Genomic DNA, 19,538 nt, shown 5'->3' with positions numbered 1-19,538 from the left:
AAAGACCCCGCTGGCGGGGCTGAGGGGTCGTGCTGCTCTCTGGTTGGTTAGGTGACGGTCACGCTGAACGGCCCGCTTGGTGTTCCGGCCACACCGCTGCCGTTCTGCGGGGTCGCCCAGTAGTAATAGGTTCCGGCGGCAAGGCCGGTCTCCGTCGCCGAGTTGGTCACGTTCGCCCCGGCAATAACCGTGGTAATCAGGGTCGCGCTGCCGTAGGTGGCGACCGAGTTGCGATAGATCGCCACGCTGGCTTGGTTGGTGTCGTTGGCCGTGGTGAAGTCCACCGTCGCCTCACCCGCCCCGCCGGTCGCGCTGGCGCTGGCAAGGGCTGCCGGAGCTGTCGGGTTGGCCGTCGCCGTCACGTTGACGATGGAAGACCACGCCGAGGCCCTGCCCCCCGCCGTCGTGGTCTGGTATTGCACGTCGTAGACCACGCCATCCTCGACCACCGCCGAATAGGCCCGCTGGTCGTCCATATCCACGAAGAAATATTCGTAGACCGTTGTTCCCGTCGGCGCGTAGCGGAAGCGATAGCGGCGATCCACGCGCGAGGGGGCGTCGAACGTCGCCTCGAGCCGCACAGCCGCCCCGCTGCTGGTCTCCACGGGGGCCGCCGTAATCACCACGTTCGTCGCGGCCGCGATGGTGTCGCTGATGTTGAGCGCGGGCGTCGGTGCCGGCGGGACGCCCTCCTCCCCGGCGCCAAGGTCATAGCGATCGGTCTGCATCGGCACACAGGCAAAGCTGGTCGCCATGCCGCTGGGGTCTTCCTCGACCGGCGTCACGATCTCGTAATCCCCGGTGAACTGCGCGTCATAGTCCAGATCAATCGTGCGCTCGCCCTTGGCGAGGATGCCCTTGACCGTGGTCCCGACGCCGATCCGCTTGCTTGCCGCCGACCGCAGGCCGATGGCCTTCGCCAGCCGCACAGCCTGGTTGTGATTCTGACATCCCAGAATATCCAACGTGCGGTAGTTCGGTTCACTCACCCCGTCGTAGTAATTGGTATTCTGCCACGGCGCCGCGGGCTGCTTGGTGTAGTCGTGGTCGGGCGAGATGTAGTTGACGATCACCCCGTCCACTGCCGCCTCGCCGTCGTCAACCACCTCGGTCTCCGCCGACATGATGTCCCGCGCGGCCGAGAAAGTCAGTGTCGGGGCCTCGTAGACGCCCACGCGCGGCCATGCCTTGCCCTCGCTGTCGTAGACAACGAACGCATCCGCCGTCATCAGGATTTCGGCCTCGCACTCATGGCGGGGCTTGTTGTCGGGAAAGGCCACCCCGCAGCGATAGCGGGGGATGCTGTTGCCGCTGCGATCCAGCACCGTCGCATCGCACTTGTCCGCCTCTGCCGCGACCTTCGTCCAGTTGATCTCCGTCATCGGCCGGTTGCGTCCGCGCGACGAGGTGCGGAACCATGCCCAGGCAATCGCGGGGTTGCCGTCGCCTGCCGTCCATGTCGTCGGATCGTCTATATCGTGGGCGCCGTTGCGCGGGTCATACATCCGGTTGAAATTGGCGACGATGGTGACAGAAGGTTCGCCTATGCCGATTGCGCCGCGCCAGCGATAGACCTTGCCGCGATGCTCGGGCGGCGCGGCCTTGCAGCGGATGACCGTGTAGCAGACGCCGACGCCCAGAAAGTTGGCCGGCAGGTTCGAGAAGGCCGACGTGAAGGCCGAAGGCTTGGTCCCGTAGTCGCTGCCCGATGAAGGCGTGACCGTGTAAAGCCGGAAATACGGCACCCGCGTTCCGGTGCCCTCGTATTGCTCGTATTCGTCGGTCAGGCAGAAATCATCTGTCAGCACGTCGCCAGCCGTGAACCCATCCGTGCCGTCCGATAGCGTGACCTCGATCCCGTCGAGATAATAGGTCGGGGTGCCGGTGATTTCCGCATCCCCGTGAACCGCGAGATACCAGAAGTTGCCGCTCTCATCGTGTTCGCCGAAGATCCCTACCTCGCCCCCGCGCGAGACGGTCCCGGCCATCTGCCAGCGGGGCGCGTCGGCAAGGCGGCTGTTCACCCGCGCTTCCTCGATGGTCGGCGCCTGTGGCCCCTTCGGCTTGGACGCCGTGAGGAAGGCCAGGCCGACGTTCAGCAGGATCGAGCCGAGGGTGGACGAGAAGAACGCGGCGACATTGGTGCCTAGCGCAAACGCCCCCGTGACGCCGGCGCCCGCAACGACGCCTGTGCTGACAAACGTGCTGATACCGTAGAAGAAGGCCGAAACCGGCTCCGCCTGCGACGGGAATGGCACAACCAGCATGAACAGAACGAGCCACTTCATACGATCCACGCCCCCAACACTTCCGCCCGCATCTCAAGGACGCCGCGTTCCGTTCTGAATATCTGCCGTGGTCCCGCGCAGACCCCCGCGGCCTCCACCCCGAAAACCCGCGCCACAACCGGCCGACCCGCGATAGCCTCGCCCTCGGGAAAGCCCGCCTGCTCCATGCCGTACCGAAACAGCCCCAGCAGCCCGCCGTGAGCATCAAGGATCGCCCGTGCGCTGTCCTCGTCGCTGTAGGCGCCCCGCCACGGGGCGGCAGGGTCTACGCCCGTCCGGTCACGCACATAGTCGCAGACCGACAGGGCGCAGTTTGCCCCGCCCCATTCGAACCGGCTTGACCGCCAGTGCGCCTTGAGGGCGTCAATTTCCGCCGATGACATAGGTCCGGTTGCTGTTGGCTGCGACGAAGCTGCAAAAGGTGTCGGCGGCATAGCCCTCGAGCCGCGCCCGCTCTCTCTGCGCCGTATCGGTGTAGGTGCCGGAAGGAACCCGCGACCGGCCATATTCCAGCGAGCGACACAGCACCGAGGCCGAATAGGTCTTGGTGGTGGTCCCCTCGAGCGCTTCGGCCCGCTCCCCGAATTTCACGCCCATGATTTGCAGGCGGTAGTTGAACCGGATGGGCGTGGTCGGCGCGATGCCCTCCCCGTGGATGAAGATCGCGTTATGGCAGGTCACTTCCCGGCCCGCCGCCAGATCCTGGTCGGCCTTCAGCGCATCGAATGTGGCCTGGTCGATGAAGGGCATGGAGAATTCATAGCGCGGGCTGGCCCCGTCCCTCGCGTCCCTGACCGCCGCCGCCCGGTGGTGGTTGGTGCCGTTGCCGTCGATGGAGCCAAGCCATTCGTTGCCGTCCGATGTGGTCAGCACCCCCTCGCCGTCCCAGATCCGCACGGGATAGCCGAGAAAGTCATAGAAGAAGCATCGCCGAACCACCGCCCGGATGTCGTGGGCGTCCGTGGCCGCACCAGTGGCCGCAAGCAGGACCGTCGAGAAGTCGCTCATTCCTCGCCCCCCGTCTTGACCGGCGCGGGCCTGTTTTCGCCGATGCGGATCATACCAGCGCCTCCACGAATTCGGCCTTGCTGAACGCCATGTGACGCCCGCTCTGGAAGTTGTTCATCACCTCGCGGGCGTTCATGCACTGCACCAGCATCGAGGGGCGGAATTGCAGGGTGTCCGACGTGGTGACGGCCCTGCGAAGCGGCGGCGAGACGGTCATGGTCGCCACGTCCGAAGCGTCGTAGCTGATTTCCTCGACCATATGCGCGAACTCGAACCCGCCGGCCTTCACGCCGACGACATGGCCGATTTCGACAATCTCGCCATAGGTGCCCAGATCCGCCGTCAGGGTCGTCGTGCCCCGCCCTGCCGCCGCCGTGATCGCCGCCGAGGGCCGGGAGCGCCAGAAAGCCCCGCTGGACCACGTTTGCCCATTCGACCACGTAAGCCCGTTGGAAATCCCCAAGGCGCTGTTGGGCACCAGCTGGACGCTGTTCCAGAGGCCGATCCGCATGATGGCCCCGTTCATCATGCGGCTGATGGTCCAACTGGCCGCTTTGTTGGCCGCCGTGGTGGCGAAGGGTCCGAACTCCAGATGCAACTCACCGCGCCCGCCCGGTGCGGGGCTGACGACGTTGATCCCGCCGAGGGTCATGCCGCCTTCGTTTGCCCTGCCGCCCGCGCGAAACACCTGGCTCAACGGAACGCAGTCCGAGCGCCAGTCGTAGATGACCGGGCTGTAACTCATGCCAGCGCTCCATCCGTTTCAAGCTGGTTCTGCCAGTTCTTGAAGTTGCCCTTGACCTGCTGGACCGCAGCCCCGGCCGCGCCCCTCGCCGCGCTTGTGGACACGTTCTGGACATAAGCCCGCAGAGACCCGGCATCGTCCACGCTCACGCCCACCTGCACATTCACGTTCTGGTTTCCGCCCATCATCCGGGCCGTGTCGGCCCGGCTGGTGACAACCGCGCCGCTGGACGTTGAACGGACGATCTCCGGCCCGTTCTCGCCGACCACGCCATACTGACCCATTCCAATGGTGCCGCCGCCGTCGAAGAAGCCGCTGAACAGGCCCTTGAACAGCATCGTTCCCACACTGTCGGATGCGGTTGTGCCCTGGATCTTGCTCAGCAGGTTCTTCTTGAGGATGGCCTTGCCCAACTCCTTGATGACGTCGATCAAGGCGTCCTTGAGCGTGGCCGTCCCGTCGATAAGCCGGTCGATGGCAGACCCGCCAGCCTGTTTGAACTGCTCCCAGACCTTGCCCGTTTCCTCGGCCAGCTTCTTGGCCGCGTCCGCTGCCTTCTTGGCTGCTTTGGCGGCCTTGTCTGCCGCGCCCTTGCCCTTCTTCCCGGCCTTGTCGCTCGAGTCCGCAACCTTCTTGTATTCGGCATCGACCTTGCTCAGCGTGTCCTTGAGGCGCCCGAGGCTTTCCAGCGGAGCCGTGGCCCTATCAAACGCCGACGAGGCGGTGGCGCTGGATGACTCCGACCGTCCTAGGGCTTCTCGCGCTGCTAGATCCAGATCCTTTACAACCAGCCCGAGCTTCGCGCCGCTAAAAATGTTGGTGTTGAACAGCGCGTTCATGCCGTCCGCAATCTGATTGGTCAGCTCCATGAAGCCACTAAGCACGGAATGGATCGCATCGAGGAATACCGACTTGAGATAGGCCGCCGCCGAGGCGAACGTGTGTTTCAGCCCCTCCATGATGTCGTCGATCCGGCCAAAGGCTTCGGACGCCACGTCCTTCAGGATGGCCATTGCCTCACCGAAGCCACCCGCGCCGCGCACAAGACGGCTGAACTGGTAGACGAGTTCGCCCGCGCCGACGACCAAAGCGCCAATGCCTGTGCGGATCAACGCGCCCCGAAGGAAGGTCAGAGCGCCGGCCAGCGACATCGTGGCAACCCTTGCGGCAACAAGGCCTACCACGAACTTGCCCGCGAACAGCGCAGCCGCCGTGCCCGCGATAAACACCACCCGCTCAAGGTTCTCGACCGCAAAGCCGACCACCTTATCAAAGGTCTCTGCGATGCTGGAGACGCCCGAGAACGAGCCGGCGAGAATAGGAAATGCTGCGGACAAGTCGATTGCGCCTGCGGTCATCTTGAACAGCACGTTGCTGAGGGGAACGGCGATGGCAACCACGGCACCCATCGCGGCGCCAAGGACGCCGAAACCGCCCAGCAATTGCGGCATCTGTTGACCGAGCGCGACCGACGCCGCCGTGCCAGCACCCACCTGAGCCGCGAAGTCGCCGATCTGGAACGACACGTTCTGGACGCTGCGTCCGAAGTTGCGATTGACGCTGGTTCCCTCGCTCAACCGCCGCGAACCGCGCCTGACGCCCCGCCCCAGGCGCTCCACAGCGCTCTCGGCACGAAATGCGCTGGTCTTGACCCCTTCCAGCGACCGCTCCGCGCGGTCGGCGCCCGTTTCAAGGGGCCTCGGGTCAAGGTTGAGGCGAAGATTTGCCATGATATGCCGCCTCCGCGTTATCCAGAGCCACGATGAACCGCACATGGCGTTGCCGCTGCACCGGGCAGGTCAGCCCGAAGAAGTCGCAATTCGCCGCGATCTCTGAAAATGGTATGGTCGCGCCCAGACCTCTTGAGCCTCGGAGCATGTTGAAAGCCCGCCAAGCCAGCCAATTGCCGGGGTCTGGCGCTTCGATCACGGCCCCCTTGTTTCGCAGATACTCCAGCTCGTCGGCGGAATAGGTCAGCGAAAACTCAAGGGCCGCGATCAGTTTTTTTCCGTGGCCTTGTCCGATGCATCCACATCATCGGCTGCTTCGACCAACGCCCCCTCAAGGTCGGCCACGGCTTCCGCGATCTCGGGCACCCGCGCTTCGCACAGGGCGAGGAAGTTGGCCCGGTCGCAGACCAGATCCTTGCCGTCGTCCTGGATGTTGGTGCGCCACTCGATCACGCAGGCGTCATAGAGCAGGCCAAGCCGTTCGAGGGTGATTTCCTGCGCCGCCTTGTAGCCCTGCGAAACATAGGCCTCGTCGTCGGTCTCGCGCTCCAGACGCCGCTGCGCCACGCTGCCGCGAAGCATCAACGCTTCGGCGCCTGCGATATAGGCCGGGTTGATCGACCCGCCGGGCCGCGCATCCACCTCCAGAAAGCACTCGCCGCCGGGGCCGAGGAATTCGGGCAGGACGCGGCGGAAGTTGACCAGCGGCAGTTCGCGTTGGTTCAGCTTCATTTCGCCAGCCCCTTCCTGACGAGATCCATCGCCTCGGCTTCGGCCTTGGTGATCTTGTCGCCCTTCTCGAACCGGCGCTCCTTGCCGTCAATCACGCCGACGAAGCGTTTCAGGGCGATCATGCGACGGCCCGCGTGATCTTGACCACGGCGTCCTCGGTGGTGTCGTACTGGGGCAGGATCGTCACCTTCTGGAGCGCCTGCGCACCGGATGTGTCGATCTCGCCCATGCCGAAGTGACAGGACGGGAAGACCATCGTGTATTTCTCCCCCGACACGGAGCCGAGCGGGACGGTGACGGAGAACGCCGCGTGGGTCCGCGACCGGATGGCGTTGTAGATCGCGAGGAAGTTTCCCTCGATCAGGATGTTTGCCGTCAGCTCGGGCAGCAGGTCGCCCCGCGTGTGCCCGCACAGGTCATCCGACCCGATCTGGTTTTGCGGCTCCCGGCTCTCGTAGGTCAGCGCAATTTCCAGCGCCTGCATGCAGTCGAGCGTATAGCCCGAGAAGGCGATGGTTCCGACATCCGTCCCGCTGGACAGGGGGTCGGCCTCGGTCGGGTCGGTATAGGTAGCACCCGTGATGGCTGTCGTGGTCGCGTCGTCGGACCCCATGCCCGCCAGCGTCAGGGACAGCTGCGCCGCCGACTTCGATTGCAGGGATAGGGTGCCGCCGGTCGCCTCCACGCCCCGGAACCGCAGCATGGTCGAGGTGCCGCCCACGCCAGCCGGAAGCGTGTTCTCGATGGCGACGGTGGAAACGGCCTTGCCGTCCTTCAGCACGTTGGTCGCCCACGAGCCTTGAAGGAGGGTTGCCAGAAGCGTGTCGTAGACGCCGTAGATCAGCGGGCTTTCCAGCGATCCCGACACGCTGATCCCCTGGATGCCGTGGCCCATGCGGGCGCCGCTGGCGACAAGGGACCGGCCGGAAATCGGCTCCACCGCTGCGGTCATCCGCGCCGGTTGGTGCAGGGTGGTGAATCCGGGGAGGGCGGGAATCGTGCCCGCGGTGGTTTCGGCCACGTAGGCCGAACGCATTTGGCTGGATGCAGTGCCGGTCATGGACGGGCCTCCTTAGCTGTAGGAATAGCGCACGAACGGCGCCGTGATGTTGGTGACGTGGAACGGCGCGTCCTTGAACGAAGCCGAGATGTAGGGGTGCCGTCCCTCCCCCATTTCCGGCGGCGAAAAGCGCAGAAACGCCTCTGCTGTCGTGCTGATGACCGCGCCGCTACTGTTCAGCGTAACCTCGGTCAGGAAGCCGATGATCGTGTCCGCATAGGCCCGCCACGCAGCCGACCCGAGCGCCCCATCGGTGTATATGCCGACCACAAGCGTTCCGATGTGATCGTGGCGGTTGCTGGTGCGCCCGATGCTGCCCTGAAGGACAGCGCCGCTGTTGATGGTCAGGCGCACACTATCGGGGGTTGGCTCTCCGGTCTGCCCGTCAGGAATGACAGTCGTTGCCCCCGCCCACTGGGCGATGAAATAGGTCTCGATCGCCTTGCGTTCGTTGGCGTAGCTCATCACACGTCCTCGCCGTTGAACATCGTCTGCAACTCCGCCACGGTCAGCCCGACCATCCCGCCCGGTGCCTGCTTGGAATAGCCGTCCTCAAGCCGCTCCGAATAGGGCAGGTTGTTGACGATCCAGACCGGCGGGAAGTTCTTCAGGCCCGCATAAGGCGCGATTGCGGTGCTGCCCTTGGCGAGGGTTGCGCCGCCGCTCGGGTCGGTGGTCTCCAGTTGCCCCGCCTCCGGCGTCCCGATGGACAGTTGCCAGTTGCCCTTGAAGCGCCCGGTATCGACCGGGGATTTCTGCACCAACGCGCGAAGGGCCGTCAGACCCACAAGCGACACGAACTCGTGCAGGTCATCGACCTTTTCGGCCCACTCCCGATCCAGTTGCAGCGAGAATTCCCGCGCGGTCATTTGCGCCTCACGATCACATAGAACAGGGTGCCGGCGGACACGATGTCCTGCACCGCCATGATGGTGTGATCCTTGCCGGAGAAAGTCAGCGTCCACGTCTCCTTCGGGACCGTGGTGAAGCCCTCCAGCAGGACCATTTCGTCGCGCGGCCCGATCACATAGTCGGGAAAGATGTCCCGCGCCGGCGTGACCTGATCGACCACGGATCGCCCGGTCAGCGTGGTGGTCGTGGTGGCGTAGGTGCCGGTGGTGGCGTTGTAGGCCCCTTGGGTGTCATAGCTGATGGTGGCCGACTGGATGGCGTCGGTGATTTCCGCCGCGACCGCGGTGAATGCCTCGGCGGCGATTTCTGCAACGGTGGTTGCCATGTGAGTGACCTTTCAGCATTCTGCCGGCAAAGGAGTCCCCATGCGACACGCGATCTTTGCCTTCTTCCTCGCCGCCAGCCCCGCCTTTGCCGGCGGTGTCACTGTGGCGAACTGCGACCCCATCGACCCCGGCTTGCTGGAGTGCGATTTCACAAACCGGAATACCGAAGCGGTCGCCGAGTTTTCCTACACGGTCCTGGTGTCCGAAGAAGGCCGCGCGGTGCCGTGGGTGGATACCGACAGCCTCTCAAGCCGAGCGATGTATCAGTATCAGGTAGCGGGCGGCATCGAGCCTGCCGAGACGATCCGCATCCTCCTGCAATTCCCCGCCGTCTCCGAACGCGCCGACCCGGCTCGCCTCACCTACAGGGTCACTGTGACCGAAGCGCGGGGCGTAGACGGAAGCCCCCTGCCCTAACCACGCACCATCGGGCGCTGGCCTCGCCCTTGGGTCAGATAGGGTGCCAGCAGCCCGGAAATAGCCACATAGGACGCGCGGCCCTTGCCGCCTTGGTAGGTGGTCTCCGTCTCGACCGGCCCCGCCTTGCTCCGCGTTGACGCCACCACCCCTGCAATCGTGGCAAAGGGGTCCGCTCCGTTCTGGATCAGGTAGGCCATCTCGAACTGGGCATAGATGATCGCCTGCGGGATCGTCGTGGAAGACACGGCATAGCCCTCGATCAGGTCGTTGATGTCGCGCGGCCACTGGAGCGCTTGGGTAGAGGACGCGCGGTAGCCCTTGAACGCATATTGCCGGTCGATGACCTGAGCGGCGCGGCGTAGGTTCGCCTCATTGGCCGCATCTGCGGCAAGGGTCCAGCCCATGTCCGAGCCATACGCCTGATAGGCCGCCAGCGTGTCGTAGCTGTCCGACGATGCGCCGCCGACTGTGGTATCAAGGGCCATTGGTCAGGTCACTTCTGCTTTTTCTTCGGGGTCGTCTTCTGCTCGAACGGCTTGTGCTTCTTCGGGTCGTAGTCCGCTTCGTTGATGATGGCATAGCCATCTTCGGTCGCGATTTTCACGGTGGGGAGTTTCATGCTGTTCTCCTTTGCTGATCTTGGGAAAGGGGGCGAACATGGCCCGCCCCCTCAGAAAGATCAGCCCAGCAGGGCAGCGATCGCATCGGGCTTCCACGCTTTCGCGTCGTAAAGCGTGGTGATGTCGATCATCGCCTTGTTGTAGCCCTTGTAGGCGCTCAGCTGGAACACCAGGCCCGACTTGGGGTCCTGCACGGTCATCACATCGACCGCAGCATCGCCACCGAGCGGCTTTGCCAGCGGACGGACCACCAGCTCGACAGCCGACTGGTGCAGGCCGACGTGGCCCGTGTAGCTGGCGCCCACGGAGACAGCTTCGGAGCCGGCGGTTGCCTCGCGCAGACCGGGGGACGCGATGGTGATGGTCCCGGTGGTGGATGCGCCGATGGTGACGTCCGACGCCACCACGTACTTGTTGCTGTCACCCGCGAAGGTAACAACGTCGCCGGCGCTGAGCGAAACCGACGCACCGGCAGCGGTCGTCACGCCGATGGCAGTGGTCCCGATCGCGTTCACGCCCGTGACGGTCACGGTGCCGGTCACGGTCCCTGCGGTGTGGCTCTGCACCTGTGCGCTTTCACGCATCATGATGCCCGAGATGTCCGTTAGAACGCCCTGACGCAGCAGGCGGCTATCACCGGCCTCGTTCACCTTGTAGAGGTTCGAGAGGTTGCGGAAGTTGACGCCTGCCTCGGTGTTCATCACCAGCGACACGCGCCCGTCGTCCACCGGCATTCCGTTGTCCACCAGGATCTTGCGCACGTCGTTGACGACGCCATGAGCGGACGCGAAGGGAACCGTCCCGGCAGTGCCGGCCGCCCGCGAAGCCGCGACGTAGGCCGTGCTGGCGACCTTGGTTTCGATGGCGTTGGTGATGCCGCGCATGGCCTGCGCGATCTGGTCGCCGTAGATGGTCTCGAAACCGGAGCCGTTGCCGACATGCTTGATGTCTTCGCCGGTCCACGGGATGCGGACGGAGGCGATCTGCGAGACGGTCATGGTCTTGTTGTCAACCGTCTGGTCATCGCCTTCCGGGATGGTCATGCTCGGCGTTGCCGAGGTGTTGACGGTTGCCGAGCGGGTGAAGTGCGACCGCACGGTGTCGCCCTGCGCAGCCGCTTCGGCGCCAGCGTTCAGGGTAACGGAGGGGATGAAGCCGACGAGTTCGCGGCCTACGATGTCAGCGGCTTTGTAGATGTCAGCCGCCAGATCAGTGAGGACGTTTGCCATTCCTCAATTCCTTCTTTTTCGCGGGCTAGCCGTCAGTGACCTTGCCGCCTGATTTGGAGAAGTCGGACCGCTCGACCTGAGACATTCCGTCGAAGACGGCCCGCGTTACTGTCTTTGCTTCAGGCTTCCCGCCTTGTGATCCGGGCTGCTTCCCGCCGCCCCCCGCTCCACCGTCCTTGACGAGGTGCGGAATACTGCCCGCCAGTTCCTTGGCGAGGTCGGAGAGGGTGGCCCCCCCGTTCGCGCCGCTGCCGATCATCGGCTGCGACCCGTCAGACGACAGAACCTTCGGGGTGCCATCGTCGTTGAACTTGATGCGCGAGGCTGCGAACCCCGCCAGAAGGTCAAGGCCCTCGGGAACAACCCCGGCCTTGGCCAGTTCCGCCTTGAGGTCCGACGACGCTTGCCGCTGCCATGTCTGGGCGATCTTGTCGTCGCGCTCCTTCAGCTTGCCCTCGTAATCGGCCTTCAACTGGTCGATGATGGCCTGCTGGTCGGCGCTTGCCTTGCCGCCCTTCGACGCCTTGTCCTCGAGTTCGGCGATCTTGGCGGCGATCTCGTCGGCCGTGCCCAGCTTCTTGTAGGCGGCCGCGTTCTCGCGCTCCTTCACCAGAGCCGTCTTGAGGCCGTTGACAGCCTCCGCAGGCTCCACGCCCTCCACGTCCAAGACGAACTTCCCGTTCGCTTCCTTGTAGAGGTCCTTGATCGCGTCGTTTTCGATGCCGTCGAGTGTGTCCAGTTGATAGGCAATAGCCATTTTGCAGCTTCCCGCTGTTGAAAGTTGGCTTCCCGCCAACGAAAAAGGCCCCGCAAGATGCGAGGCCCGGTTAGGTCGATTTGGTGCGGCCTATGGCCAGACGATGTTCATGCAGTAGGGACAGAGCCATACAGACCCCTTCCCCTTGACCACACGGCCATCCTTGAACCGTGGTCGCCTCGTCTCGATCAGGTTCGGGTTGTTGTTGCATCGCTTGCAAACGATGGGTGTCCCGGAGTCGAGCGGCCGTTGCTTCTGCTTCTGGTTGGACACCAGTTTCAGGAATTTAGGCCTGCTTTCGTCCATGCTTCGGATTCCCGCTTGCGCAGTTCGTCCAAGGTCAATTCATTCCCGGCCCGGTCCACGAACCGATCCAGATCAACGCTACCCCTTCGGAACAAGGTGGCCTTTTTTACTCCCAAAACCTCGTTCTGGAAAGCCACCGACTGTTTGCGCAGCCAGGTGCTGTATGTCTGATCCGCCGGCACCTGCCCGTTCATGCTGGCCCGTGTGCTTTCCGGCAGGCCCTTGAGGCCCATTTCCCGCCAGCTTTTCAGCACTGGCACGACGCTCGATCGGCAACTCGGATGCGCCGGGGGGCGCGGGCCGCTATCGACCGGGAACACCTTGTTGTCACGGGCACGACAGATCGCGCTCGTGCGACCGTCAAGCGTGGATGTCCACTGCACCGCCTTTATCAGGGCGCTGTTGCGGGCGTAGAGGTCCGTGCGGGCCGCCTGCGCCGTGTGCGCAACCGCTGTTCTGACAACCACCTCCACATCGCGGCGGGTGCGGTTCAGTATGCCGTCCTTGTAGCCCTGCGCCGCCGTGCCCCGGATTTCTCGGATCATCTGGTCGGTCGTGCGCCCTTCCACGATACCCCCGCGGATGGTGTTGCGCAGCCTCCGGTAGGCCCCGGTCTCGATCTCGTCAAACCACTCCCGCAGGAATCTGCCTTGGAACGGGCGGCTGTTCACCACGGCCACGATCTGGCTTGATGGCGGCCGCACGAAATCCAAGCGCACCGGGGCGACGTTCTCGAACAGGTCGAGCTGATATTCCACTTCGTATTCCGCCAGCGCCTCAAGGTCGATGGTCAGGCGACCCAGCGTGTCCGCCTTGACCGTCTCAAGGATGGCCTCCAGATCCTTCAACAGACGCTCTTGCCGTGCCCGGCTCAGGGCCGACAGGTCATCCCGTGCCAGCCGCGCCAGAATGCGGCCCTCCGACCGGCGCAGCCGTGCGACGATCTTCCTTACCGTGGCGGTGCTGAGGCGTTGTAGCCCGATGCTGTGGGCGATCTGCGCGTCGGCGATGTCGTCATTCAACGACACAGCACACCCGCTCTATGTCTGCCGTGCCTCCGCAGCCGGTATGCAATGCACAGGCGGCGCGAACCGCCGTCTCAGCATCGGCCCCGACATGCAGCGCCCCGAGGGCAATCTCTGCCCCCGACCCGATGGCCTGAAAAGGTGCTTCGAGGCTGAACCATCCGCCGCCCTCATAATTGCGCACCGTGCCATCGCCGAGAAGCCAGATGACCTCGTAATCGCCGCCATCAACCTCTTCGGGACGTCCCGCGCCCATCTTTTCGAGAGCGGCCTGTGCCGGCGCCAGATTGCCGCTGGCCCCCGCAAAACCACCACCAACATGATCCGGCACAGCAACGATCTTTCGGACCTCGCCGCTCCGACCAGACCCGCATGTGACCAGCCGGTCAGCCGCGATCACGCCATCCCGGACTGCAATGACCGTCATTCCGCGTCTTCCATCACGTTGCCCTCGGCTTCGATCCGCTCGATCTCGTCCTCGACGTCGATGTCGGACCGGATCATGCCCCGCCGCGCCATTTCGCGCAGGAAGGTCTCGCGGCTCATGTTGCCGGTGTTGACCGCCGTCAGCATCGCCGTAAGCTCTTGTGCGCCCATCATGTGAACGCCGAAGTCCTTGTTGACCGTGACGGACGGCTCGAACGTCTGCCCGCCGTATTTGCCAAGCCAGTCCATAGCCTGTTCCAGGGCGTCCTTCAGTTGGTCGGCGGTCATCGACAGCGTGGATGTCTCCTTGGCCGCGTCCAGAGCTTCCCCTGTCGCTGATTGCTGCCCCTTTACCACCAGAAGCTGCAATCCGTGCGTCTCCATCTGGAATTCCAGATCCTTGAGGTCTTGACGGCCCGCATCAATCGCCTTTCCGGTATGCTCGACCCACTCCAGCTTGGCGTTCGCATCGGTTGCCGTGGTTGCGGCGCCCGAGCTGATAACCAGCGGGCCTTCCTCAGTGGTCATGCCGGCGGCGAACAGGATCGGCACCCGTGCGAAGTGCAGGATGTTGCGCTGGTCGCTCTGGCTCTGCCAGTGGGCGATGTTCACGTCCGACAGGTCATCCAGCAGCGGGGCGCCCGTGAAGAACCCCGCCCGGTTGGCGTAGAACGGGATGATGGTGATTTCGCTCAACTGGCTGGTGGACGCCATCTCAGGCACCTCAAGCCACTTCGATTTGACCTTGCGGTAGATCCGCGTCTGCACCCCTCCTTCAGATCGGTCCAGAACCCGCACCTGCTCGGTGGCGATCTCCGCGAATTCGTCATCGGGGTCAGGCTCCTTGATCTCCTCCATGATGCGGACCTGCGACAGCACGGTCGCATTGTTCACGGTGGCCGTCTTCCAGCCCAGAATATCCTCGACACGCAGATGCACGAAGTAGGGGCGCATGCCGCCCGCCTCGGCTTGTGCCCTCGTCACATCCCCGTCGCGCTGCGGTGCGTCCACCATGATGAAGCTGATGCCGGGGCCTGCCATTGCATCCTCGAACACCTGACGCGCGAAGGTGGAAAGGTCGCGGCCCTCCATGTCGATGTTCTCGACCCACCTCTTGACGGCCGCCGGCGCTTCCTCGCCCAGCTCGACCGGCTTGTCGAAGACCCGGCCCGTCATGTCGCGCACGGTTTTGCGATAGCCGTTGAACAGCCACGAAGAATCCTTCCGCGCCCGGTAAGCCTCCAGGCTTTCGCTGGGGAACTTGGGCAGGTACGTCTCGCCCGCCTGCCGCATTGCGTCCGAGCCGCCCATGAGCGCCCTGCCCTTGGCCGCCGACGCAACCATCGCGGCGCTGGCTTGGGAACGCTTGGCTACGCTGTCGCTCATATACGAAGCTCCGAACTGCGGAAGGTCGGCTTCACCACGGGCATTTCAAACGCCACAGGGTAGCCGAACGCATCATTCTGGTGGTCGAGGCCCGACGATTTGTCAGGCTCGCCGTTGTCGTCGTAGGCCTGTTGCTCAAGGCACTTGGCCGTTTCCGGGCAGCGACGGGCATTGACCCAGATCGCCTTGCGCTCGAACGCCTTGTTGACCGCAAGCACCCGATCGCGGACCCGCGGATTGCTGTCCTTGGCCCGGATCTTGTGCCCCGCCTTCCTGAGAAGACCGATGTCCGACACGCTGGCGCCCTTGCTGCTGGCGTTCTTGCCGCTGGCGTCCGGGTAGATCGTCAGGACGTGCCCGTCATACCGCTCGGCAAGCGTCTCGATCATTGCCGGCGTGTCGATGCCGCGTTTGATCTCATCGACGCAGTGCCAGCCGTCTTCGCGATCCACGAACACAGAGGCGGCCATGTTGCCGACGTTGAAATCCATCCCGACCCGCAATGGTTCACCGGCCCGGATTTCCTCGGTGCTGTCGTTCGCGGCCCTGTTGTAGCTGCGATAGACCGTGCCGCTCGTCAGGTTGACGAACTGCCCTTCGAGATACGCGCTGATGAGTTCCTGCGGGTAGGTGTCCAGCAGGGACGGAATGTAGTCGGGCGGCAGCGACCATGCGTTTTCGTAGGTGCTGGCCTGCACCATGCTGTAATCCCGCTTTGGGTTGTCCGCGAAGGCCCTGTATACGAAGCGGAACCCCTCCGGCGTCGTCGTTACTCCGATTCCATTGACCACACCGGGCACCTGCAAGCGCAGACGCGCGATGATCTTGTTCCAAGCGGCCTGCGCTTTTTCGGTCTTGAGCGTGTCGATCTCGTCCACCAAGGCGCGGGCGATCTTGAAGCCCACGATGGCCTCGGCTCTCTCCATCGATCGACAGATCACGGTCCCGTAGAAGGCCCGCCCCCGATAGACATGGACTTCCTTGTTGGCCTCGCGGATAGCCACGCGAAAGCCAAGCATCTCGGCGGCCTCGGAGAACGTGGGGTAGAACACGTCCCGAATGCTCGGGTATGTCGGCCCGAAGTAGCCTTGCACCAAGCTTGGGTGCATGCCCATGAACAGCAACAGGTCCAGGCACCCGACGAAGGTCTTGCCCCCACCGAAGCCCGCGACATAGGCCCTGAATTTGGTATCCAGCCCGTTCCCGTTGGCGTTCAGGAACAGCGACTGCGCGGCGTTAAGCCTTAGATCGTGTGACACGGACTTCCCTGACGGCCTCGACCGTCGAGATGTTGATCGACAGCGGGGCTGCGGCGTCCGGGTCGCCCACTCCCTCGAGATGCTGGCGCAGCTGGGTCAGCGCCGCAATGCGGGCCGAGTGGCTGGATTTCTCGTCGTCGCGCTCGGCCTCTATGACGAGCCTGCCGATGACGTAATCCATCGTGACCTGTGTCCGCTCCGTCCGTTCTGCCTTGGCCTTTGCAAGGGCGGCAGCGATCTGGGGTTTCCTCAGGTTTTCCGCGCCGACCGAATATGCCGTCTTATGGCTGTATCCCGCGTCCTTGGCAGCGCGGGTGGCGTTGCCGTCCTTCAGATACTCCTGGACGAAACGCTCCTGTTTCGCCGTGAGCGTCATCGTGACTTCCCGTCTGTGATGAATATGTGAAGGGCTTCCCGCCCTCTGGTTTGCCAGCCTGCTGAATGCGGCAACGAAAAAAGGCGCCCCGAAGGACGCCCTGTGTCTTGTCTGTATTCTGTGTCGGACTACTCCGATGATGCCAAGATCGCACCTTTTCCATTTCCGGTCAAGGGGCGCTGTGCCGATTGACTGAGGCCTCGAATGCGACGGCCGCGGCCTTGAACAGGTCCATGCCCGCCTGATAGCGCCGCCCCTTGAACCCTATCCGCATCACCGTCTGATTATCCAGCACGACACAGGTGATAACCCGCCGATGCTCGGGGCGAACGTGGGCCATCATCTGGGAGTATCTGCTGAGCCGATCCATGAGGATCGCGACCGCGTGATCAGGCTTCGAGCTGGTGTCTACCTGGAGTTCCTGAATGGCCGGAGGGCCACGCTGCGTTTTCTCGTAGGCCATGCGCAGGGCCATGAGCGCGGTGAACTCGGCCTGGGTAATTACGCCAATGATCCGGTAGTGCTCAATAAGGTCGATACGGCGTGCCCTCTTGATGCCGTTGGGGTTGACCCGCTTGCCTGTCTCCGGATCGGTCTCGGTAACGTCCTCGATGATCCGACCGGCCCGCTGTGCTGCGGTGTCCGGCCCTGCGTCCCACGTGGTCGGCGGGGTGTACGGTGCCCGCTTCTTAGCCTTGATCTTGCCCATGTCTGCCCCCGAATATGCGCTCTGCGATGGCGCTGTCTGTCAGTTGTGCCTCAAGTTCTGTGATCCGCGCCCGCTGCCAGTCCACCATGCCCTGTAGGGTCTCGCAGCGGCTCCGAAGGCGGGATAGATCCAGCCATGCCGCCTTGAGGCTTGCGGCCTGTGTCTCGACTTGCTCGGTGAGGCGGGCGGTGGTCATTCTGCCGCGAACCTCCCGGTCTCGTTGCCCCATGTTCCTGCCCCCTGATCTTCGTATAGGGTGATTGCCGCACCCGCTTGCGTGTCGATCACGGCCAAGAACATCCGACCGTCCGGCGCCGCCCGGAACCGGAACACCCGAACGCCCCGCCTGTTGCGGCGCCCGACATACTCGACCAGGTCCGATCTGTTTTCGCTGATGGCCCAGTCGAGCGCCGCAGCCAGTTCTTCAGGGTCAAGTGCGCCCCCAACTCGCTGCGCCACGCGCTCTCGGAAGTGGCTGGTGACGTGCATCAGAACGGGATCTCCGAGTCATCAAGATCCCCGCCGCCGTATCCCCCCGCCGGAGCGTCACCCCCCGACTGGTCGGCCATGTAGCCGCCACCGCCGCCGCCTTCACCGCCACGGCTGTCCAGCAGCGTCAGCTCACCCTTGTAGGGGCGCAGGACAACCTCGGTCGAATAGCGGTCCTGACCGGACTGGTCCTGCCATTTGCGGGTTTCAAGCTGACCCTCGAGATAGACCTTGGAACCCTTCCGCAGGTATTGCTCGGCGATGCGAGCCAGGGGTTCGGAGAAGATCGCAACGGAATGCCACTCGGTCCGCTCCTTGCGTTCGCCGTCTTTCGTGGTCCATTTTTCACTTGTGGCAAGTCTTAAGTTGCAGACCTTACCCCCGCTTTGAAAGGTCCTTACCTCAGGATCTCGGCCCAGGTTCCCTACCAAAATGACTTTATTTACCGACGACATCTCATCTTCCTTTTTCGATTAATTGCGCGCGATAGGGGTTATGGTTTAGCCAGTAACGGACGGTCCCGCCCCCCAGACCTAAAGCCCTCTCAGCCGCCTTTATGCTCTCGTAGTCTTTCCCTAAGACCCGGACGGGCTTAGCCTGCTTAGGACGTTGTTGCAGTTTTCCAAATTGGGGGTGGTCAGCGCCGCTGCGCATTCGCCCGCGCTCCGCCGCCTCTGCCATGTTTTCCGCGTGGCTTCCCGCCCTCAGGTGGTCTGGGTTGACACAATGCTTCACATCGCAAGAGTGTAAAATTTCCAAGCCATCGGGAATCGTCCCCTTATGAAGCTCATACGAGAATCGATGCGCGGAAACTACGCTGCCGAAAACCTTCAACCACCCATATCCGTTTTGATATGTTGATCCTTCCCACAGCCAACATCCAGTGTCGGGGCTGACGACAAAGCCCTTAAGAAACCGGAGGTAAGGGGCTTCAGGAGAGGGCATAATCGGCCCCCTTCCAGTTCTCGGAGGTGGCAATGCGCAGGTTGCAGACCTTGCCCCCGTTCTGGAATGTCCGAATTTCAGGATCGGCTCCGAGGTTTCCGATCAGCATTACGCGATTCAGTGATCCGGCCATCAGAAGTTCTCCGCCACGAATTGTTCCCACCAGTCGCCCTCGCCCATCGACATGGGATATTCGTCTGGCATGTCTCTGTTGTTCTCGACCCAGTTCAGAAGCCAATGTTCTACGGCGGCCCGCAGCTTCACCTCGAACTCTCGGAATGTGATTTCCCCTTCAGTCGCTCCCATCAGTCCATCCCCAGCGCTTGCTTGTAGAGGTCCAGCACCGCCTCTTCCTCGGCGATGTCGTCCTTGTCGCGCTTGCGCAGGGCGATCACCTTGCGCATGACGGCGGTGTCGTAGCCGCGCCCTTTGGCCTCTGCCATGACCTCTTTTTGCTGGTCGGCCAGGTCCTTCTTTTCCTGTTCCAGCCGCTCGTAGCGCTCGATAAACTGGCGCAGTTCGTCCGCTGTGACGCGGTAGGTTTGATCTGCCATCTACTTGGCCTCCTTGTTGGGTTGCTGCCACCGCGCCTCGCGCTCGGGCCAGTAATTCTCGGCTGCCCACTCGACAGCCTCCCGGATGATCTCGCGCACTGCTCGCCCTACGCGACCGGTGCCGCCGCAGAAGTTGCATGAAACCGCCTGTTTCATTGCTTTCACCTCGCGCAGACCTTCGCGGCGCAGAGCGCAAGCTGGGCAGTCCTCGCCGTTACCGTGCAGGGACACATCGG

General features: G+C 63.5%; 28 protein-coding genes and 1 pseudogene. 1 reads left to right on the top strand and 28 read right to left on the bottom strand.

Annotation, left to right across the window (positions count from 1 at the left end; all coding sequences use genetic code 11):
- Window positions 1-47 precede the first annotated feature (47 nt).
- The 11 genes from CLV77_RS06930 to CLV77_RS06885 form a co-directional block, all read right to left on the bottom strand.
- Complete coding sequence (locus CLV77_RS06930; RefSeq protein ID WP_076978663.1) at window positions 48-2,288, bottom strand: phage tail protein; 2,241 nt, start codon at window positions 2,286-2,288, stop codon at window positions 48-50.
- Complete coding sequence (locus tag CLV77_RS06925; protein ID WP_076978664.1) at window positions 2,285-2,671, bottom strand: DUF6950 family protein; 387 nt, start codon at window positions 2,669-2,671, stop codon at window positions 2,285-2,287. The genes CLV77_RS06930 and CLV77_RS06925 overlap by 4 nt, the downstream gene beginning before the upstream one ends.
- Window positions 2,652-3,296, bottom strand: a complete 645-nt coding sequence (locus CLV77_RS06920) for a hypothetical protein (protein ID WP_076978665.1) — start codon at window positions 3,294-3,296, stop codon at window positions 2,652-2,654. The genes CLV77_RS06925 and CLV77_RS06920 overlap by 20 nt, the downstream gene beginning before the upstream one ends.
- Window positions 3,297-3,345: 49 nt before the next feature.
- Window positions 3,346-4,041 carry a hypothetical protein gene (locus tag CLV77_RS06915; protein ID WP_076978666.1) on the bottom strand — a complete coding sequence of 232 codons (696 nt, stop codon included), beginning with the start codon at window positions 4,039-4,041 and terminating at the stop codon, window positions 3,346-3,348.
- A complete protein-coding gene (locus tag CLV77_RS06910) occupies window positions 4,038-5,771 on the bottom strand; it encodes a hypothetical protein (protein WP_076978667.1) in 1,734 nt (577 codons plus the stop codon). The genes CLV77_RS06915 and CLV77_RS06910 overlap by 4 nt, the downstream gene beginning before the upstream one ends.
- 267 nt (window positions 5,772-6,038) lie before the next feature.
- The gene (locus CLV77_RS06905) at window positions 6,039-6,503 is read right to left on the bottom strand and encodes a hypothetical protein (RefSeq protein WP_076978668.1); all 465 of its coding nucleotides are present in this window, start codon (window positions 6,501-6,503) and stop codon (window positions 6,039-6,041) included.
- Window positions 6,500-6,625, bottom strand: a complete 126-nt coding sequence (locus CLV77_RS16840) for a hypothetical protein (RefSeq protein ID WP_257787320.1) — start codon at window positions 6,623-6,625, stop codon at window positions 6,500-6,502. Before CLV77_RS16840 ends, CLV77_RS06905 begins: the two co-directional genes overlap by 4 nt.
- Window positions 6,622-7,563, bottom strand: a complete 942-nt coding sequence (locus tag CLV77_RS06900) for a phage tail tube protein (protein ID WP_143815095.1) — start codon at window positions 7,561-7,563, stop codon at window positions 6,622-6,624. The genes CLV77_RS16840 and CLV77_RS06900 overlap by 4 nt, the downstream gene beginning before the upstream one ends.
- A gap of 12 nt (window positions 7,564-7,575) precedes the next feature.
- Window positions 7,576-8,028, bottom strand: coding sequence for a hypothetical protein (locus CLV77_RS06895; RefSeq protein ID WP_076978670.1), 453 nt, complete (start codon window positions 8,026-8,028; stop codon window positions 7,576-7,578).
- Window positions 8,028-8,432, bottom strand: a complete 405-nt coding sequence (locus CLV77_RS06890; RefSeq protein ID WP_076978671.1) for a hypothetical protein — start codon at window positions 8,430-8,432, stop codon at window positions 8,028-8,030. Before CLV77_RS06890 ends, CLV77_RS06895 begins: the two co-directional genes overlap by 1 nt.
- Window positions 8,429-8,800, bottom strand: coding sequence for a hypothetical protein (locus CLV77_RS06885; protein ID WP_076978672.1), 372 nt, complete (start codon window positions 8,798-8,800; stop codon window positions 8,429-8,431). The genes CLV77_RS06890 and CLV77_RS06885 overlap by 4 nt, the downstream gene beginning before the upstream one ends.
- Before the next feature lie 40 nt (window positions 8,801-8,840).
- Between CLV77_RS06885 and CLV77_RS06880 the strand changes: the two genes are divergently transcribed.
- The gene (locus tag CLV77_RS06880; protein WP_076978673.1) at window positions 8,841-9,218 is read left to right on the top strand and encodes a hypothetical protein; all 378 of its coding nucleotides are present in this window, start codon (window positions 8,841-8,843) and stop codon (window positions 9,216-9,218) included.
- Here CLV77_RS06880 and CLV77_RS06875 read toward each other — a convergent pair.
- The 17 genes and pseudogenes from CLV77_RS06875 to CLV77_RS06800 form a co-directional block, all read right to left on the bottom strand.
- Window positions 9,215-9,706, bottom strand: a complete 492-nt coding sequence (locus tag CLV77_RS06875) for a DnaT-like ssDNA-binding protein (protein WP_076978674.1) — start codon at window positions 9,704-9,706, stop codon at window positions 9,215-9,217. The two genes, CLV77_RS06880 and CLV77_RS06875, sit on opposite strands and share 4 nt — an antisense overlap.
- 8 nt (window positions 9,707-9,714) lie before the next feature.
- Window positions 9,715-9,840 carry a hypothetical protein gene (locus CLV77_RS16835; RefSeq protein WP_257787321.1) on the bottom strand — a complete coding sequence of 42 codons (126 nt, stop codon included), beginning with the start codon at window positions 9,838-9,840 and terminating at the stop codon, window positions 9,715-9,717.
- Window positions 9,841-9,900: 60 nt separating this feature from the next.
- The gene (locus tag CLV77_RS06870; protein ID WP_076978675.1) at window positions 9,901-11,070 is read right to left on the bottom strand and encodes a major capsid protein; all 1,170 of its coding nucleotides are present in this window, start codon (window positions 11,068-11,070) and stop codon (window positions 9,901-9,903) included.
- 25 nt (window positions 11,071-11,095) lie between these two features.
- Window positions 11,096-11,827 carry a hypothetical protein gene (locus tag CLV77_RS06865; RefSeq protein ID WP_076978676.1) on the bottom strand — a complete coding sequence of 244 codons (732 nt, stop codon included), beginning with the start codon at window positions 11,825-11,827 and terminating at the stop codon, window positions 11,096-11,098.
- Between the two features lie 278 nt (window positions 11,828-12,105).
- Window positions 12,106-13,155 carry a minor capsid protein gene (locus tag CLV77_RS06860; protein ID WP_157802023.1) on the bottom strand — a complete coding sequence of 350 codons (1,050 nt, stop codon included), beginning with the start codon at window positions 13,153-13,155 and terminating at the stop codon, window positions 12,106-12,108.
- A complete protein-coding gene (locus tag CLV77_RS06855) occupies window positions 13,148-13,585 on the bottom strand; it encodes an Ntn hydrolase family protein (RefSeq protein WP_085047415.1) in 438 nt (145 codons plus the stop codon). Before CLV77_RS06855 ends, CLV77_RS06860 begins: the two co-directional genes overlap by 8 nt.
- A complete protein-coding gene (locus tag CLV77_RS06850; protein ID WP_076978679.1) occupies window positions 13,582-14,970 on the bottom strand; it encodes a DUF4055 domain-containing protein in 1,389 nt (462 codons plus the stop codon). Before CLV77_RS06850 ends, CLV77_RS06855 begins: the two co-directional genes overlap by 4 nt.
- Window positions 14,967-16,229: a terminase large subunit domain-containing protein gene (locus tag CLV77_RS06845; protein WP_083707636.1), complete on the bottom strand. Its 1,263-nt coding sequence runs from the start codon at window positions 16,227-16,229 to the stop codon at window positions 14,967-14,969. Before CLV77_RS06845 ends, CLV77_RS06850 begins: the two co-directional genes overlap by 4 nt.
- The gene (locus CLV77_RS06840) at window positions 16,207-16,605 is read right to left on the bottom strand and encodes a terminase small subunit (RefSeq protein WP_076978680.1); all 399 of its coding nucleotides are present in this window, start codon (window positions 16,603-16,605) and stop codon (window positions 16,207-16,209) included. The genes CLV77_RS06845 and CLV77_RS06840 overlap by 23 nt, the downstream gene beginning before the upstream one ends.
- Before the next feature lie 169 nt (window positions 16,606-16,774).
- On the bottom strand, window positions 16,775-17,314 hold the full coding sequence (locus tag CLV77_RS06835; RefSeq protein WP_076978681.1) for a hypothetical protein: 540 nt from the start codon (window positions 17,312-17,314) through the stop codon (window positions 16,775-16,777).
- A gap of 192 nt (window positions 17,315-17,506) precedes the next feature.
- Window positions 17,507-17,803: a hypothetical protein gene (locus tag CLV77_RS06825; protein WP_076978683.1), complete on the bottom strand. Its 297-nt coding sequence runs from the start codon at window positions 17,801-17,803 to the stop codon at window positions 17,507-17,509.
- Window positions 17,803-18,258 (bottom strand): single-stranded DNA-binding protein, encoded by a 456-nt coding sequence (ssb, locus tag CLV77_RS06820; RefSeq protein WP_076978684.1) that lies wholly within the window; start codon window positions 18,256-18,258, stop codon window positions 17,803-17,805. The genes CLV77_RS06825 and ssb overlap by 1 nt, the downstream gene beginning before the upstream one ends.
- Window position 18,259: 1 nt before the next feature.
- Window positions 18,260-18,748 (bottom strand): HNH endonuclease signature motif containing protein, encoded by a 489-nt coding sequence (locus tag CLV77_RS16935; protein WP_083707637.1) that lies wholly within the window; start codon window positions 18,746-18,748, stop codon window positions 18,260-18,262.
- 10 nt (window positions 18,749-18,758) lie between these two features.
- Window positions 18,759-18,881: pseudogene (locus tag CLV77_RS06810) on the bottom strand (single-stranded DNA-binding protein); the annotation flags it as partial.
- Window positions 18,881-19,054 (bottom strand): hypothetical protein, encoded by a 174-nt coding sequence (locus CLV77_RS16305; RefSeq protein ID WP_157802021.1) that lies wholly within the window; start codon window positions 19,052-19,054, stop codon window positions 18,881-18,883. The gene CLV77_RS16305 and the pseudogene CLV77_RS06810, both read right to left, overlap by 1 nt.
- The gene (locus tag CLV77_RS06805; RefSeq protein WP_076978686.1) at window positions 19,054-19,302 is read right to left on the bottom strand and encodes a DUF2312 domain-containing protein; all 249 of its coding nucleotides are present in this window, start codon (window positions 19,300-19,302) and stop codon (window positions 19,054-19,056) included. Before CLV77_RS06805 ends, CLV77_RS16305 begins: the two co-directional genes overlap by 1 nt.
- Complete coding sequence (locus CLV77_RS06800; RefSeq protein ID WP_157802019.1) at window positions 19,303-19,458, bottom strand: hypothetical protein; 156 nt, start codon at window positions 19,456-19,458, stop codon at window positions 19,303-19,305.
- Window positions 19,459-19,538 lie beyond the last annotated feature (80 nt).

Source organism: Brevirhabdus pacifica, assembly GCF_002797755.1.
GTDB classification, from domain to species: domain Bacteria; phylum Pseudomonadota; class Alphaproteobacteria; order Rhodobacterales; family Rhodobacteraceae; genus Brevirhabdus; species Brevirhabdus pacifica.
This window is presented reverse-complemented; position numbering and strand designations above follow the sequence as displayed.